The sequence below is a fragment of the Citrobacter freundii complex sp. 2025EL-00176 genome, assembly GCF_053309355.1.
The window spans coordinates 1,212,362-1,228,536 of record NZ_JBRYHT010000001.1 but is presented as its reverse complement, the minus strand read 5'-3'; the positions used below and the strand labels follow the sequence as shown (position 1 = coordinate 1,228,536).

Here is a 16,175-nt window from a genome sequence, read left to right as displayed (position 1 = left end):
ACGCGTACAGGTAAGTAGCACATCCTTTACAGGCAAGGATGTGCTACTGACATTAATCTGCGTGGGTTATCCGCTGCGCGGCACAGTCAAGAGTCAGGGTGTCTCCCATCTTTATACTATTGAGGATATCCCCTTGCTGACACATCCAGCAAAGTCCCATTTCGCGGGCGATAATCGCCGGGTGAGAAGCCTCACTCCCGGCACGCAGGCAGATCCCTTTGATGGTCAGCGGATCGAGTTGCAATACCGTAGACGGATAAATGACGTCAGCGACCAGGATTGTCGGGCGGGTGAACGTCGGGATTTGCGCCGTCACTCCTGTTAAATGCTGCAGCGATCGAGACAGTAAATCCTCAATGTCGATGTATCGCGCTTGTAAGTAGAGATCGTCGAGCTGTAAATACTGCTGGCTGAGTTCGCTCAGCACCTGCTGCCAGGCCCAGGCGGCGCTGCACTGCTTTTCACGCATTACGTCGCATGCCATATCGAATAATTCAGGATCGTCCAACAGCGTGTGGTGACCGGAGAAGATCGCGGCGATATCGGCGGAATACTTCTCTTCAGCAAGCGCGGTTAGCTCGCTTAAATCGCTCAGCGTGCTCTGGATGGCGGCCTGCAATCGCTGCTGCTCAGCCTGCAATGATGCAGCAGGCTGCTGGCTTACCTCGGGTGAGAACGGCGAGTAACAAAATGCCGTGCCCGTTGCCATTGGGGGGACCTGAGTCGCCGCGTTTTTCGTCTGCGTTGGCTCAAGCGATTCGCCAAAGTTCTCTGCCGCCAGCTGTTTGAATGCGGCCAGCGCATCTTCTGCCTGTTCGCCTTTGGCAATCAGGCGCAGCGTGTCGTTACAGCGAACCTGCAGTAGGGCTATCTGATTGAGGCTATCAGGGACGACGCACTTGCCGTTTTTCTCCAGCCACATGTCGGCGTTAAAAGCAGACAGTGTAGATACCAGCCGCGAGGCCGGACGAACGTGGATGCCGTTGGGATTTTTCACCACAATGGCAATCGAAAGGGCATCTGTGTCGGGGGAGTGTTCAGCAGAAGCGGGCTTTGCTGCCGAGGGCGAAGGTAAACCCAGTTGCTCACATTTGGCGTCGAGGGCGTTCATGGCATCACGGATGACCCGCTCGATATCAGCACCCGCAGCGGCGCTAACCGTCGCGGCCAGCGTGCCTTCCACCAGCGGGGCGGCACACAGCCGGACTTTCGCGGCGATGTTAGGGTCGAGCAGCTCCAGAGCGGTTTCCGCACTCAGTAACGCGCTGCCGATATCCATCATCACTAACACGTGATCCGTATCGGCCACGGACTCGATGGCTTCCATCACCTTAATAGGATCGGTGCCAATCGGATTCTCAGGATCGTCAATGCCTGCGGCAATAGCAAGTTTACAGCCATCGCCCATTAACATCTGTCGGGCTAACGCACCGACGCCTTCGCCCAGTTGGGCGCTGTGAGACACAATAACCAGGTTTACCATCGCTTTATCCTTACTCTCTGGACGCCTGAGCCAGCATTTGCATCATAAACATGACGGACGTTGCGCCAGGATCCTGATGTCCAATACTGCGCTCACCAAGATAGCTGGCGCGGCCTTTGCGTGCCTGCATGGTGATGGTGCTTTGTGCCGCGGCTTCCGCTTGTTGACTTGCGGCTTCCAGCGCCGCCTGTACGCTTAGCTTTTGCTCGCAGGACTGACGTAAAGAGTCGACTACCGGCAGCCAAACGTCGCACATGGTTTTGTCGCCAGGCTCCGCTTTACCACGGCTAATGACGCCTTCCGCGCCATCGCGAATCATTTGATACAACTCGTCCAGGGTCAGACTTTGGTGGGCTTGAGTGACCTGGGCGGCGCGGATGAAAAAGGTACCGAACAGCGGGCCGCTGGCTCCGCCAACGCTTGAAAGCAATACCATGCCGGTATTTTTCAAAATAAAGCCGATGTCTTTATCGGCGATGGACGGCAGTTTTTCGACCACTTTACTGAAACCACGGTGCATATTCAGACCGTGGTCGGCATCGCCGATTTCCCGATCCAGTCCGGTGAGAAAATCACTTTCGGTAGTAAATATTTCGCCGCAGTGATAGAGCCAGTTAACAATTTGTGTTCTGGTGAGGGACATCATGAATCTCCTTATTTACCCCAGTTGAGAGCAGGGGTGTGAACCGGTGCATCCCATAAATCCAGCGTTTCGTCATCCACCTGTAACAGGGTGATTGAGAAGCCGGTCATATCCAGAGAGGTACAGTAAGAACCGATCAGGTTGCGCTCAATGACGATCCCCGCATCCTGGCAACGGCTTTCGAGGCGGTTATACACGCCGAAGAGTTCTGACAACGGCGTCGCACCGAGATTATTGACCAGCGCAATAACGCGATCGCCGCTTTGCAACGCCCGCTTGGTTTCTTTGCCTTCCTGCCATGCGCCCTGGACGTTGTCCCAATGACGCAGCGTGCGGCTGTAGTTGCCGTTTCCCAGCAACGTGTCGAACATTTCATCTACGGTTTGATCGAGAGAGGTAAAGGCTCGGCGGTCAATGCCCGGCTCCCCGTGGATACCCACGCCAAATTCCATTTCGTTATCCTGCAGCGTGAACGACGGTTGTCCGGCGGCCGGAACGGTACAGGCGCCAATGGCGATCCCAATGGAGTGCCCCTGGTTATTCAGTTGACGCCCCAGTGCCGCGCAGGCTTCCAGCGAGTCACCGCGTTCGGCGGCCGCGCCGACCAGTTTTTCTATCAATACGGTATTCGCCACGCCACGACGACCGGCGGTATACAGACTGTCTTTCACCGCGACGTCGTCATCCACCACCATAGTAGTGACTTTTATACCGCTTTCGTGCAGCAACTCGGTGGCGGTTTCGAAGTTAAGAATGTCGCCTGTGTAATTCTTGATGATCAGCAGGACGCCTTCACCGCCGTCAATTTGCATGGCGCATTCGAACATTTTATCCGGCGTGGGTGAGGTAAAAATTTCACCCGGGCAGGCCCCGGCGAGCATACCCTGTCCAATATAACCGCAGTGCATTGGTTCATGTCCGCTGCCGCCGCCGGAGAGTAGCGCCACTTTGCCCATCACCGGCGCATCTGCGCGAGTGACGTACACCGGGTCCTGATGCAGTGCCAGGGAGGGGTAAGCTTTCGCCAGTCCGGCGAGTTGTTCATTCAGTACGTCTTCAACACGGTTAATCAATTTTTTCATTATTTATGCTCCGCAGACAGTCCTGGAGGCTGCCAAAATTCTACAGCCATCTGATGTAGGGTATCGGTTTGTACAACGCTACGGCGACCGCTCGCTGCCGATAAGGTAATTTTGCACACGGGTATGCAAAAGAAAATTGTATGAGTCAGCGTTTCAATACGAAACATTGCTACCTCAATATGTTCCATATTGAAACGAGATGGCGTGAAATTCGCCTAAAATGCGACGTTGGACATCCTTTTGTTTTACGGTTGGCAAAGGGGGATAGGCAGTTTCGTCAAGGTGAAGGGCGTGAACGACCAGGAGGCAGAGGAAGAAGGTTAAAACCGTGCAGGCAGGTGGTTGATCGCCACCAGTTTTCCTTGCTCGAGTTCGATATATCCCCCTTTTTTTAAGGCCGCGAGCATTTTCATCACGCTACTGCGTGAAAGGTGCGTCCTGTCCAGAATGTACTGGTAGGCGGCAATCTGCTGGCGAATGTTGTCTGATTCTTTGGCCAGAGCCTGAAGTTGATAGCACAGCACATCATAAGTGGTGGGCGCCGCTACCATCTCATTTTGAATAAACAGTTTATTGGTCACGATGATCATATGCCGGGCCATGATCTCCCAAAGCTGTTTTGCTTCAATCCGTGCCATAACGGTTTCCAGTGGGACAGTCGCAACTTCACATTCCTCAAGGGCGCGGAGCAACAGTTTCTCTGATAATGCACTGGTGAAGCCGAGCGACACCGGCGCAGAGGCTATGCCTAGGGCCAGATTATTCTCCAGGTTTTCAATACTTACCGTGCCCTGACGAATAAACTGACACATATGTTCTCCAGAATGGATAAATACGAAGCGGCTACCTTTGGGGTAGCGCCTGAACTCGCATTCTTCTGCCAATTGTCGCAGCAACTCCGGAGCATAGGGCGAGGGTTGTTTAAGCAGGTTTATCGGCGATTCATGAGGCATGATGGGGTTATCCCGCATAGATTTTCATTTGTTTACGTTGTGCAGCATAGCGTACCGTTAATATTTCAGGGGAATATTTTGCTGTATTTGTTTCAATACGCCGCGTTCGGTAACGATATAGCCGCCTTTTTTTAATTCGGCCAGAATTTTCATGATACTGCTGCGCGACAGAAACGTGCGGCTCTGAATATAGTTTGCGGCGGTAATGTGTTGCCGAAACTCGTCAGATTCGCGCATCAACTCATAAAGTTGTGAGCGAATAATATCGTAAGAGGTTGGGGCGGAAATGCGAGTACAATGGTCATAAACACGCCCGGCCGTATAAATGAGTAACCTGGACAGACTCTCCCACAGGTCCTCATCGGCAATAATCTCATTAGCTGTTTCCAGAGGAATGGCCGCTACGGTTGAGCACTCTTCACACCGCATAAAGAGATATTCCGATTCTGCAAGTTGATTGCTTAGCCCGAAGATAAATGGCGCGACTTCAGAATTCAGCATAAAGCCGTCGCGTTGCCTGAAGATCGCAATCGTGCCATTCAATAGCAAATAACATTGATGAGAATTATTACTCTTGTAGTTAATTACTTGTCTGTATTTTGTTTCATAAATGTTGGCGTTCGGCTTTAATTTTTCAATGATATTTATTATGTGCTCCACCGGCTTTATCGGTAAGGCATGATACATGCTTGATTCAATGATTATTTTTGTTTCAGGCATGAGTCGCCCTCCTCAATGAATATGCTGTTAAAAACAATATAAGATGTTGTTGGTTTTAATAATTATGGTAATGAGAGGGAGATAATGGAATCCATCGCTCGGTGTAAAATTACACCGAAAAATAACTTGAGCAAATATGTGTATCTATATCAAAATTGCCCATAAGCAGAAGAGCAATAGCATCTAATAAGGAACGGCCTTCCTTACCTGGAGGCCTAATGCAATCCTTAATGATTTGCGTTAATTGTTATTTCTCTCAGTACTTTCAAAGTGATGGCAATAATAAAAAGCATGGGGCGTTATTTGCATCAGGATAAATAACGAGTCAGCATTATAAATAAAAGTTAAGGAAAGCAATTATGAAAAAGAATGTGATAGCGAAGACGTTGTCTGCGGCGGCCATTCTCATGGCCTCAAACGCAATGGCCTATGATGGTACGGTCATTTTTAATGGTGAAATCCTCGATTCGGCCTGTACCGTTGATATTGGTAGTAGCAATACGTTGATGGTCGACCTGGGGCGTGTCTCTAAAACAGCATTCGCCAGTACTGGCGATGAAGCATCCACCACAAAATTTACGCTACGGCTGAAAGATTGCCCGGCCAGTGTGGTCGCAGCAAAGGTGAAATTTGACGGTGCACATGACGGTAATGACAGTAGCTTGTTGGCCATCACTCAAGGTTCCGGGTCGGCAAGCGGCGTGGCAATACGCCTTAAGACGGCAGACAGTATGAACTTAGGACTTAATCAGGACAACGGTTATACCTACATGTTATCCAGTACTGCGGATAATAATCTGGATTTCTATGCCGCCTATGTGGCAACCGTTATGCCTGTTCTTCCTGGCGCGGCTAACGCGGTGGCTAATTTCACTGTTAACTATAACTGATTTACCTGTGCAGTTTTAAGGGCCGGCAAACGGCCCTTTCAGAGGTTTATGATGAGAGTATTACGTTTTTGCATGTTGCCCCTGGTGGTTGTGGCGATCGGTATTACTACCGCGCATGCGGGTGTTTCTATCGGTGGCACCCGAGTTATTTACGATGGCGGAAAGAAAGAGGCTTCGCTGAGCGTTAATAATCCTGATGCGGTTCCTTACTTAATTCAATCGTGGATTGAAACGCAAAGCAACGACGCGGCGAAAGCACCATTTATCATTACTCCACCGCTTTATCGGTTGGATAAAGGGCAGCGAAACGTAATGCGCATTATTCGCGCAGGTAATTTGCCAGAAGATAAAGAATCTCTGTTCTGGCTCAATATTAAATCGATACCGTCGGCAGAGCGTAAAGATAATACATTACAAATAGCTATTAAAACGCGAATAAAACTGATCTACAGGCCGGTCGGATTAACCCAGTCAACACCAGATGCGCAGGTAGAAAAACTACGCTGGAAATCGGACGGTAAATTCATTCAGGTGGCAAACCCATCAGCATACTTTATTAATTTTAATGAAATTACCGTTGCAGGTAAAAGAGTCGAAGACGTCACGTTTGTCGCGCCCGGACGCAGCGCAAGTTTCGCACTACCGACAGGTATTACCGGTGGAGCAATAACCTACAGAATTATTAATGATTACGGCGGAATAAGTGAGGCGCATCACGCCTCACTCTAAAACGCAGTCCGGACGGGAAGATTATGTCAATGATGATAGCCAAAATGATAACTAATCCGCCTCCGGTCCGATTGCTGCTGTTTATTTTATTAACCTTCGCCAATGTACTGAATGAAGTAAAAGGTCGTGATTACTTTAACCCTGCGTTACTGGAGCGTACAGGATCCACAAACGGTGATGTCGATCTTTCCGGCTTTGAGACAGGGCAACAGGCGGAAGGAACATATCACGTTGATATTCTTCTTAATGGAGACAATGTTGATACCCGTGATGTGGTGTTTACCAGACGAGAAGGGGAAATGCTGGAACCGTGTCTTTCTCCAGAGTTGTTGGAGGGCTACGGTGTGAAGACAGCGTTATATCCAGGGCTTGTCGGGAAAGAGAATTGCGCTGATCTATCCGCTATTCCTCAGGCTTCCAGCGAACTGTTATTTTCTTCCCAGAAGCTGTTATTGAGTATTCCGCAGGCCGCGCTTTCTTCACCGGTGCGCGGTTATGTTGCGCCAGAACAGTGGGATGAGGGAATTAGCGCAATGATGCTCAATTACAGTCTGAGTGGGGATAACAGCCGGACGAAGGACACAGGAAACAACAGCAACAGTCAGTACGTGAACCTGCGCCCGGGAATTAACATTGGCCCATGGCGGTTACGTAACTACAGCACCTGGAATAAAGACAGCCAGGGAAATGCTCACTGGGACACCGTCTATAGCTACGTACAGCGCAATATTATTCCGCTGAAAGCGCAACTGGTGCTGGGCGACAGTTCTTCGCCAGCCGACGTTTTTGACAGTATTCCTTTTCGCGGCGGCCAGCTTGCCTCTGATGATGAGATGATCCCGGATTCGCTGAAAGGCTATGCGCCGGTGGTGCGAGGAATCGCCCGTACAAACGCGCAGGTGATCATTCGACAAAATGGTTATCAAATTTACCAAAACTACGTCTCTCCTGGTGCGTTCGAAATAACCGATATGTACCCGACAGGAGGCGCGGGCGATCTCGACGTGAGTATCAAAGAAGCAGACGGTAGTGAACAACATTTTACCGTTCCGTTTGCTTCATTGCCTGTGTTGCAACGGGAAGGGCGTCTTAAATATGCATTGACCGCCGGACGTTATCGCTCATATGACAGTCGGATTGAGCAGACATCCTTTGTTCAAGGAACACTCATTTATGGGTTGCCGGCAGGATTCACGGCTTATGGCGGTGTCCAGGGGGCGGATTATTATCGTTCTGTTGCAACAGGAATCGGTAAAAATCTTGGCGTGGTGGGGGCGTTGTCGGCTGATGTTACCCAGTCCTGGTCCCAGCCACAGAATACGGGACAACAGCAGGGACAATCCTGGCGCATTCGTTACAGCAAAAACAGCGTGGTAACCGGGACAAACTTTTCGATTGCCGGATATCGTTATTCAACGGCTGGCTATTCCGGGATGCAAGACACGTTTGATTCTTATGGGGTCAGCAGTTCATCGATAGAGAAACGCCGTAATCGCATGGAGGCAAACATCAACCAGTCTCTGGGTGCGTCAGGTGGATCCCTTTCGCTCAACGCGGTGCGGGAAGATTACTGGCATTACGCAAAACCACTACAGTCATGGAGCCTGAGTTATAACAACACCTGGTACGGAATAAGCTATGGGATTAGCTGGACGCAGAGTAAAAACGGTTATTCGGGCAGCAATGCTCGCTACGACAGCGATCGTCTGGCCGCTCTGAATATCAGCATTCCACTGGAACGCTTTTCGACCAATTCCTGGGCCAGCTATAGCATGAATACCAGCCGTAACAGCGGGACAACGCACAGCGTCGGCTTGAGCGGGATGGCGCTGGAGGGAAATGCTCTCAGCTGGAATATACGTCAGGGGTATGGTTCCGAGGATGCTGGTTATACCGGCAGCCTGAACGCGGATTATAAAGGCGGGTACGCGGAAGTCAGCGGGGGTTACAGTTACGATCGCAATCTGCAACGGGTGAATTATTCGCTAGCGGGGGGCGTGCTCGCCCACGCCGATGGTGTCACATTTTCGCAGCCATTGGGTGAAACCAACGTATTGATTAAAGCGCCGGGCGCTGCGAATGTCGGGATAAAAAACCAAAGTGGCGTACGTACTGATTTTCGTGGATACACCGTTGCCAGTAACGTCTCTCCCTATCGCAAAAATGATATCGGACTGGAGACGGCAACCATAGCGGATGACGTTGAGCTGGAACTGACTAATAAAACCGTGGTGCCGACCCGTGGCGCGGTGGTTCGCACAGATTTTGTGGCTAACGTCGGATTGCGCGTATTGCTCACGTTACGCCGTAATAACGGAAAGCCTGTGCCATTTGGTGCGATGGTGACGGTCAGAGGTGTGCAGGGGCAAAGCTTCATTGTAGGGGATGACGGTCAGGTTTATTTAAGCGGCATGCAGCCACAAAGCGTACTGGACGTTGTCTGGGGCAATGACAACCAACAGCACTGTACGGCTAAATATACCCTGAATAGCGAAGAAAATTATCGTGGTATTAGCGTGGCTGACAGTCTGTGTCGGTAACTCACTTTATTTATTGAGTCTATTAAGATGAACCGAATTTACGTTCTGTGTATTTTATTGTTACTCCCCGGTTTGAGCTATGCCGATAATTGTTCCGTCAATGCGACGCTATTTGGCACCGTTAGCATGGGCAATATTCTTGTGCAACTCGATGCGCCGGTAGGTAGCGAAATTGCGCGAGCCAGACTTTCCGGGTATGCAAAGCTTGAAGTGGATGCTCCCGACAGTCCAACGTCATGCAGTGGCGGTTATACGTTCAATTACTTATCGGCAACAAACTCGCCAATAAATAATGTATTTAACACTAACCTCGATGGTGTGGGGATACGTGTATCAGTGTCACCTGGTCGTTTTGTGCTGCCATCCAACGGTACGGCTTACGTTTATAATCTGGGTTTTTACGATGTGATGTTAATTAAAACCGGGAAAATAACCCCTGGATATTTAACGCCGGGAGTAATAATGCAGGGATGGTTCGTCACACCAGATAATTATTTTACGCAAATTTCCCTCGATGCAAATACGCAGGTAACGGTATTAGCATGCTCTGTTTCCAGCCAGACGCTGAATTTTAACCTCGGCGACATTAATGCCAGCGAATTCTCTAACCAACCAGGGTTTAACCCGCCGCGTAGCGATAGCCAGAATCTCGGGCTTAACTGCGATGCTTCCGCCAACATTAACGTGGAACTCATGGGAACGCAGAACCCCGATGTGACAAGCGATACGAGCGTGCTGGCGCTGAACGGTCAGGGAACGCAGGGGACCGCAGACGGGGTAGGGATACAAATGCTTTATAACAACGCTCCGTTGCAACTGAATAATCGCATTGTGTTGAAGCGTTCAGCGGGCGGGCAGGAAACATTTCCGCTGGTGGCGCGTTACTACCAGACCAGGTCGGTCGTCAGACCGGGAAGCGCCAATGCAACCGCGACACTGAATATTACTTACCAATAACAGGGAATAAAGAATGTTACCTGGAAAAAGGACGGCCATAGCGATGATGCTTGCATCCCCTGCGTGGGGCATGGGCGATCCGGTGACGCTCAACATCAACGGTAATGTCAAAACCGCGCCCTGTCAGGTGAGCAGCGACAGTGTGACCAAAACTGTTGATTTAACGCCCGGGCAATCTGTTACCGCTTCATCGTTATATACCGCGGGTTCGACCACGCCGTGGGTCGCTTTTGAGTTAAGTGTTGAACAGTGCCCTGCCGGGACAAGCCGTGTAACGGTATTATTTAACGGTAATGCCGATAGCGACCATCCCAATGATATGTACCAGAATACCGGTACCGCCTCACCTGTAGCAATCCAGTTACAGGCGAACGATGGTATGCCCCTTGGCAACGGAAAATCATTAACCGCAAATATATCCGAACAGCGTTATACATGGCGTTTGCGCGCCAGAATCTATAGTGAGCAAGGGCAGGTAACACCGGGAATGATCAACTCTGCGATTACTATTTCTATGACCTATCAATAAATTAAAGCAGGCGCCTTAATGAACATCAGCATCCGCTGTTCTGATAACATGTATAAATTTGGATTAACCGCATTACTTAGAGAAATATTTTCACCGGAAATGGCCCAGCAAACGCTTAGTTTTCAGAATGTTCACTCTAAAAATAGGCCAACTGACGATGTGATGATCTTAATGTTCAGCCCCGGTGAACATTATCTTTGTCATGCGGAATTTTTTACCCGGTCGCCAGGGCTTATTGTGGGTTTGATTGACAGGGAGCATATTCCTGCGCGTGGCGAAGTGCCTTCATGTATCAACCATATTGTTTTTATTCCACACGATACTTCGGCCAGTCAGATGGGGGCGGTGATTAAATATCACTGGTCCTTAGTAAAAAAAGCAAATTCATTCAATAAGGGGCGCTCCTGCTTAGGCTGCCCACATAAAACATTCACAGCGCAGCAGCATCAGTTAATTCGTTTATTATTGTCAGGGCTTACGTCAAAGCAAATTGGTTTGCATATGCATATTTGTCAGAAAACGGTGCTGGCGCACCGTCGAGCCTTAATGAATAAATTTAGGTTGAGGTCGGATTGCGAATTATTACAGTTCCTCAACGCTGCGCAGGAAAAGAGGGTGTTCAGCGCGGAGAAAACAGTTGCGAGTGAAGAAACACTAACTCGGCCCGTTGCGGCTGGTGCAGAATTGTACATGATCCCGGCGAGTTGCAAATAAAAAGCCACCTGCTTAGCAGATGGCTGATGCTCAAGATTACGTAGGGTCTTAGCCCGGATAAATTCCGCGATCTTTACGTGCCAGCAAAATACGCTCACAGGCGACAATATAGGCTGCGGTACGCAGAGAGCAGGATTTCTCAGCCGCTTTTTCCCATACGTGCACCATCGCATCGGTCATGATTTTATCCATGCGTTGGTTGATCTCTTCTTCGCTCCAGAAGAAGCTTGCCATGTCCTGAACCCATTCGAAGTAGCTGACGGTAACACCACCGGCGTTACAAATTACGTCAGGGACAACCACAATACCGCGGCTTGCCAGAACGTCGTCGGCATCCGGATAGGTGGGACCGTTGGCACCTTCGAGTACCAGTTTACAGGTCAGCGTTTCAGCGCGGTGACGCGTGATCTGACCTTCGAGCGCGGCAGGGATCAGTATGTCCATCTCCAGGCTCCAGAACGCTTCGCTGGCGATGGTTTCAGCCCCCGGGAAACCAGCAATTTGTTTGTGCTCCAGTTGCCAGGCTGACAGCGCGGACATGTCGATACCGGTGGCGTTGAACAGCGTTGCGGTGTGATCCTGAATAGCAATTACACGTGCGCCAGCTGCCGCGAAAAGACGGGCGGCTTCACTGCCGACGTTACCAAAACCTTGTACCGCTACGCGAGCGCCTTCAACTTCGATATTGGCACGACGAGCCACTTCCAGACCGCTGACAAAAACGCCGCGACCGGTGGCTTTATCACGGCCTAACGAGCCGCCGAGGTGAATAGGTTTACCGGTGACCACGCTGGTCACGGTGGTGCCGTGGTTCATGGAATAGGTATCCATCATCCAGGCCATCACTTTACCGTTTGTACCCACATCCGGCGCAGGGATGTCTTTCTGCGGTCCTATAATAATGCCGATTTCGCTGGTATAGCGACGGGTCAAACGCTCCAGTTCGCCTTCAGACAGTGAGAACGGATCGACGCGCACACCACCTTTGGCACCGCCGTACGGCAGATTCAACGCTGCGCATTTGATGGTCATCCATGCGGACAGGGCCATCACTTCATTAAGATCAACATCAGGATGAAAACGCACACCGCCTTTGCCCGGACCGCGAGAAAGGTTATGTTGCACGCGATACCCTTCAAAATGACGGATAGTACCGTCATCCATTTGTACCGGGATATCGACAATCAACGCGCGTTTTGGGTGACGCAGGGTATCCACCCAATGGGAAAGTTCGCCCAGGTAAGGGGCCACACGCTCGATTTGTTGCAGGTAGGTATTCCAGGCAGATGTGCTGCTATCTGAAGCGTAAGATAACTTATCCATGATAAACCTTAGTTATAAAAGTAATATGTTCTTAATTTGGCCGTGGTATACAGTGAATCTCACCATATACACCTAAATTTAACATTTTTTTCAAAGGACGGCCTGCTTGCCCAGCTTGTTTTATCTATGTGATTAGTGTGGGCTTTGGATGGTTTATGAATATTTATCTGTGCTTTTTGGTGTTTATCGAACATATTTGCATTTTAAATGGTTTGATATGCATGGGTTGTGAAATTCACAATTTGTCAGATTTATGACGCACCTCTAAAAGTAAACAATATGATAATAAAATGTATTTTCCTTATTGCTTTTTAGCGGGTCGTCAATAGGTAACGACAACGGTAACGGTATCGGCATAGTTGTCGGGCGTATAGTTCGCGCTGGGAACGGTGGCATAAACCGGGTACGCCATGGTGGTACCCGTACCGTTACCCGCGACGGTATTGAGCGCTGTATTGCCCCAGACCGTACCGGAAGGTCCTGGCGTTGAGCTAAGCTGGTAGGGGACTTTATCGGCATTCATCCCCGTACCGGTCATTTGACCGCTACCCGCCGTATTACCATTGGAGGGTTGCAGGCCGATAGTGTAAGGGGTGTTATTAGAGCATGCGACGCCTACGGTATTTGAAGCCGTCAGATTACGTCCGGTGGCCTTCGTTGGCGTAAAGCTGATATTAGTCGCCGAGGTGATGTTGCATTGTTTGCTGACAACCGCTGATACGGTGAAAGGGAACCTGGCGGCAACGGTATCGCCGCAGGTGGTGGGCGGGAAAAGCAGGCCAGGGTTGAGCGTAACAAACGCTGTCGCCGTCGTATAGCTATCCTGATAGTTTCCTGGTACAGCTGCGGTTTGCGGTGTGACGATCTGAGCAGAGACCGTTAGTGAACCAGTGACTGGCGTAAGATTCAGCAAGTTAAGTTGCACCATTGGAAAAGTGGTGCCCGCCTGGTATTGGCTGCCCCAGACATTCGTGCCATTGGCGCCCTGATACAGCTGATAGGTCAATGTTCTGGTCGGGTTGCCGCTTAACGACATATTTCGGGGTGTCACCTGACCACTGACGGCCGAGGCGCCAATATTAAAACACAGATTGATCCCCGCCAGCGTGTCACCAAGTTCTTTTGTACAGGTGTAGCTGAACGTCATGGTTGACGTCGTGCCGGTGGTTGACAGCGGGTTTACCGGGCCAAAGTTAATGGGTTGGACATTGCTCACCGAGCAGGTCACCGCAGGGCTAATTGCTGGATAGAAGAGTACGGTCGCGATGAATAACAGCTGTCTTAACCTCATGACGTACTCCTGTTATTGTGGCTGACAAACCAGAGGGCCAATTTGTACAATCCCTTTCGCTGAAGCGGGATAGTCAAATTGCACGCGGCATCCCCCCGTCTCCGTATCGACCCGGAGCGTGTTGTGCTGCTGCAGCGTGTCGAACCAGGTCATGCCATCAAAGCCAACGACTGACGATTGTCCTGCTCCGCTGATGGTGTATGCCATACTCCCCTCCGGGATTGGTTTACCCTGGTCGTCAACGAGGATGACCTGCGCGGCACGTATGGGAGTGATGCCAAAGCTAACCAGCGTACCGGAACGATCCGCAGGCGTTGCATTTGTTTCAACGCGAGCGATCCGCATATTGGCGGGGAGATCCATCGGGTCAATACTGATCAAATTGTTTTGATAACTGTTCAACGGGGTGACCAACAGCAGCCCCTGGTCGTCACTACGACCGATCAGGTTATTTTGCAATTTGATCGGTACATCGGGCACACCGTCAGTTGATACCACGGCAAAACCATTAGTGATTTCTCGCGCTGCAAACACTCCGCCCCCCATGGTCACCAGCGATCCGGTGGCGCCCGCATAGCCGTAATGGTTATCAGGTAAACGGCTGAGTCCGGCATATGCTTTGCCGTAACGTCCCAGGTATCCTACTTCACCCTGACCACTTTGCCGGGAACTCTGCTGACTGGCTGCCAGATTCCACCCCCAGCCGCCGTCAGCAGGAGGCGTCCGGCTGGCGTTGAACTGATAGCCGGTTTCATCGTTGGTACGTTGTATGGTGCTACTGGCGCTAAGGTTATTTTCAGTCGTTATCGTCACCATCAAATAGAGGCTGCGATCGCGGTTATCATCAATATTCTGGTTGAATCCGGCATTGAGTGAGATGTTATCTGTGATGGTTTTAAACCAACTGGCGTTGGCATAACGCACCGCATTTTCGTGTGGATAACGAAACTGCAGGTAGCTCAGACTAATGTTCCCGGCTGTTTCCAGCGAATAGCCAATTACCGTGTTGCTGCTCAGCGTGGGGGGCGGCCCGCCATAACGAGTGGCGACGTCACGATAATCACCCGACGCTGCCGTGGTACTGGTACTGAAATTAAACCGTTCACCGGACCAACGATAACCAAAACTGTACAGAAATCCGTTTGTTCCTGAGTCGGTGCTCGCGGCCAGGGCGGTAGATAATGTCCCGCTACGGGTTCCCGGGATCCAGTCGTTACCGAATCCTGCATTAATAAGTCCATCGCTGGTTTCAGCATGAACACCCGCCGTGAACGCGTTGCTGAATCCACGACGCCATGTCCCGCTTAGCACTGGCGCGCTGGCATAATCAAATGAGGAGTAACCATAATTTTCGCGTACTGTGCCCAACTCAGCTGACCAGGCGGTTAATCCTTCCCGTAAAAGCTGTTGGTCGTTGTAGAACGAAAAGTTTTGCACACTCGTTCTGCCCAGCGCATCCGTCATCATCACCTGGCCCGTCCCGGCGCCGCTGATATTGGGCATGGTGTTGATCTGGAAACTCCCGGCGGGGACTTCTCCGTTGTAGTACCTGACGCCGTCGACATACAGTTCCACGTTTGAGGGTAGCGTCGCAGAGCCAAGGTATGCGGGGAGCGGGGTAGTTGGCATATAAGGCTGCAATCCAAAATCGCTTCCTATCTGAATACCGCCGATGCGGGTTGGTCGGGACCAGATGAGCGAACTTGTCAGGGTATCGCCAATGGTCACTGCCATCATGGTTTCGGGAAATGACGATCGCCAACTGGTATCAAGACGTGCAAAGCTGCTATCTGCATATGCCTCGCTGGAGTATTGCGTCAACTGGGTTGTACTTAGCACTCCTGCAGCATTAAACGCGCGTAGTTCGCTAAAGGTATTCACTGCGCTTTCATCTCCCTGCTGGGCATATATATCGTAATTAAGTAGCGCCCCGCGTGATGTTGTCACCGACGGCGCAGGTGTTGCAGGCGAGTAAAGCTGAGTGATAGCAAGGTCGAGTGAACTTAATGGCGCGGTGAGCGAGAGCGTTTGCAACTGAACGTTGTAGTCAACCGTTAGCTGGGGGATATCGTTCAGGCAGACAGGGTCAATGGCGTCTGGCGCAAAACGGAAACCCATTTGTCGCAGAGTCTCTGCTGCTGCATAGAGCTTTCCATTGTCATAACCCAAATGTACCAGCCCGACGGGATTTCCATTCAGGGTGACATCAAGATAGAGATCGATACCCGCGAGACGGCGCGCATCATTAATAACATTCTTTTCATTCAGGTTATTATTCAGCGTTTGTGCACAAACCATTCCCGATATTAATACTCCATTGA

At 50.6% G+C, this 16,175-nt stretch carries 14 protein-coding genes; 6 read left to right on the top strand and 8 right to left on the bottom strand.

Annotated features, from left to right (window positions below; all coding sequences use genetic code 11):
• Window positions 1–52: 52 nt before the first annotated feature.
• From dhaM to ACVXHP_RS05990, 5 genes are all read right to left on the bottom strand, one after another.
• Window positions 53–1,483 carry a dihydroxyacetone kinase phosphoryl donor subunit DhaM gene (gene dhaM, locus ACVXHP_RS06010; protein ID WP_447571055.1) on the bottom strand — a complete coding sequence of 477 codons (1,431 nt, stop codon included), beginning with the start codon at window positions 1,481–1,483 and terminating at the stop codon, window positions 53–55.
• Between the two features lie 10 nt (window positions 1,484–1,493).
• Window positions 1,494–2,126 (bottom strand): dihydroxyacetone kinase subunit DhaL, encoded by a 633-nt coding sequence (gene dhaL / locus ACVXHP_RS06005; RefSeq protein ID WP_137397909.1) that lies wholly within the window; start codon window positions 2,124–2,126, stop codon window positions 1,494–1,496.
• An 11-nt stretch (window positions 2,127–2,137) separates the two neighbouring features.
• Window positions 2,138–3,208, bottom strand: a complete 1,071-nt coding sequence (gene dhaK / locus ACVXHP_RS06000; RefSeq protein WP_447571054.1) for a dihydroxyacetone kinase subunit DhaK — start codon at window positions 3,206–3,208, stop codon at window positions 2,138–2,140.
• A 320-nt stretch (window positions 3,209–3,528) separates the two neighbouring features.
• Window positions 3,529–4,179 (bottom strand): winged helix-turn-helix transcriptional regulator, encoded by a 651-nt coding sequence (locus tag ACVXHP_RS05995; protein WP_233612531.1) that lies wholly within the window; start codon window positions 4,177–4,179, stop codon window positions 3,529–3,531.
• A gap of 39 nt (window positions 4,180–4,218) precedes the next feature.
• Window positions 4,219–4,881: a winged helix-turn-helix transcriptional regulator gene (locus ACVXHP_RS05990; RefSeq protein WP_316129075.1), complete on the bottom strand. Its 663-nt coding sequence runs from the start codon at window positions 4,879–4,881 to the stop codon at window positions 4,219–4,221.
• A gap of 359 nt (window positions 4,882–5,240) precedes the next feature.
• On the opposite strand from ACVXHP_RS05990, the gene ACVXHP_RS05985 reads away from it, so the two are divergent.
• From ACVXHP_RS05985 to ACVXHP_RS05960, 6 genes are read left to right on the top strand one after another with little or no spacing between them, the layout of a single operon-like run.
• A complete protein-coding gene (locus tag ACVXHP_RS05985; protein WP_304699668.1) occupies window positions 5,241–5,771 on the top strand; it encodes a fimbrial protein in 531 nt (176 codons plus the stop codon).
• Between the two features lie 51 nt (window positions 5,772–5,822).
• The gene (locus ACVXHP_RS05980; protein ID WP_316129091.1) at window positions 5,823–6,500 is read left to right on the top strand and encodes a fimbrial biogenesis chaperone; all 678 of its coding nucleotides are present in this window, start codon (window positions 5,823–5,825) and stop codon (window positions 6,498–6,500) included.
• A gap of 29 nt (window positions 6,501–6,529) precedes the next feature.
• Complete coding sequence (locus tag ACVXHP_RS05975; protein WP_447571149.1) at window positions 6,530–9,040, top strand: fimbria/pilus outer membrane usher protein; 2,511 nt, start codon at window positions 6,530–6,532, stop codon at window positions 9,038–9,040.
• Window positions 9,041–9,067: 27 nt separating this feature from the next.
• Window positions 9,068–9,997 carry a fimbrial protein gene (locus ACVXHP_RS05970; RefSeq protein WP_447571053.1) on the top strand — a complete coding sequence of 310 codons (930 nt, stop codon included), beginning with the start codon at window positions 9,068–9,070 and terminating at the stop codon, window positions 9,995–9,997.
• 43 nt (window positions 9,998–10,040) lie between these two features.
• Window positions 10,041–10,526, top strand: coding sequence for a fimbrial protein (locus ACVXHP_RS05965; RefSeq protein ID WP_447571052.1), 486 nt, complete (start codon window positions 10,041–10,043; stop codon window positions 10,524–10,526).
• Window positions 10,527–10,544: 18 nt separating this feature from the next.
• A complete protein-coding gene (locus ACVXHP_RS05960; RefSeq protein ID WP_316129071.1) occupies window positions 10,545–11,240 on the top strand; it encodes a helix-turn-helix transcriptional regulator in 696 nt (231 codons plus the stop codon).
• Window positions 11,241–11,288: 48 nt separating this feature from the next.
• Here ACVXHP_RS05960 and ACVXHP_RS05955 read toward each other — a convergent pair whose 3' ends face one another.
• The 3 genes from ACVXHP_RS05955 to ACVXHP_RS05945 form a co-directional block, all read right to left on the bottom strand.
• On the bottom strand, window positions 11,289–12,563 hold the full coding sequence (locus tag ACVXHP_RS05955) for a Glu/Leu/Phe/Val family dehydrogenase (RefSeq protein ID WP_200006248.1): 1,275 nt from the start codon (window positions 12,561–12,563) through the stop codon (window positions 11,289–11,291).
• 322 nt (window positions 12,564–12,885) lie between these two features.
• Window positions 12,886–13,854, bottom strand: a complete 969-nt coding sequence (locus tag ACVXHP_RS05950) for a Csu type fimbrial protein (RefSeq protein WP_304699657.1) — start codon at window positions 13,852–13,854, stop codon at window positions 12,886–12,888.
• A 12-nt stretch (window positions 13,855–13,866) separates the two neighbouring features.
• A complete protein-coding gene (locus tag ACVXHP_RS05945) occupies window positions 13,867–16,152 on the bottom strand; it encodes a fimbria/pilus outer membrane usher protein (protein WP_316129069.1) in 2,286 nt (761 codons plus the stop codon).
• Between the last annotated feature and the right edge of the window lie 23 nt (window positions 16,153–16,175).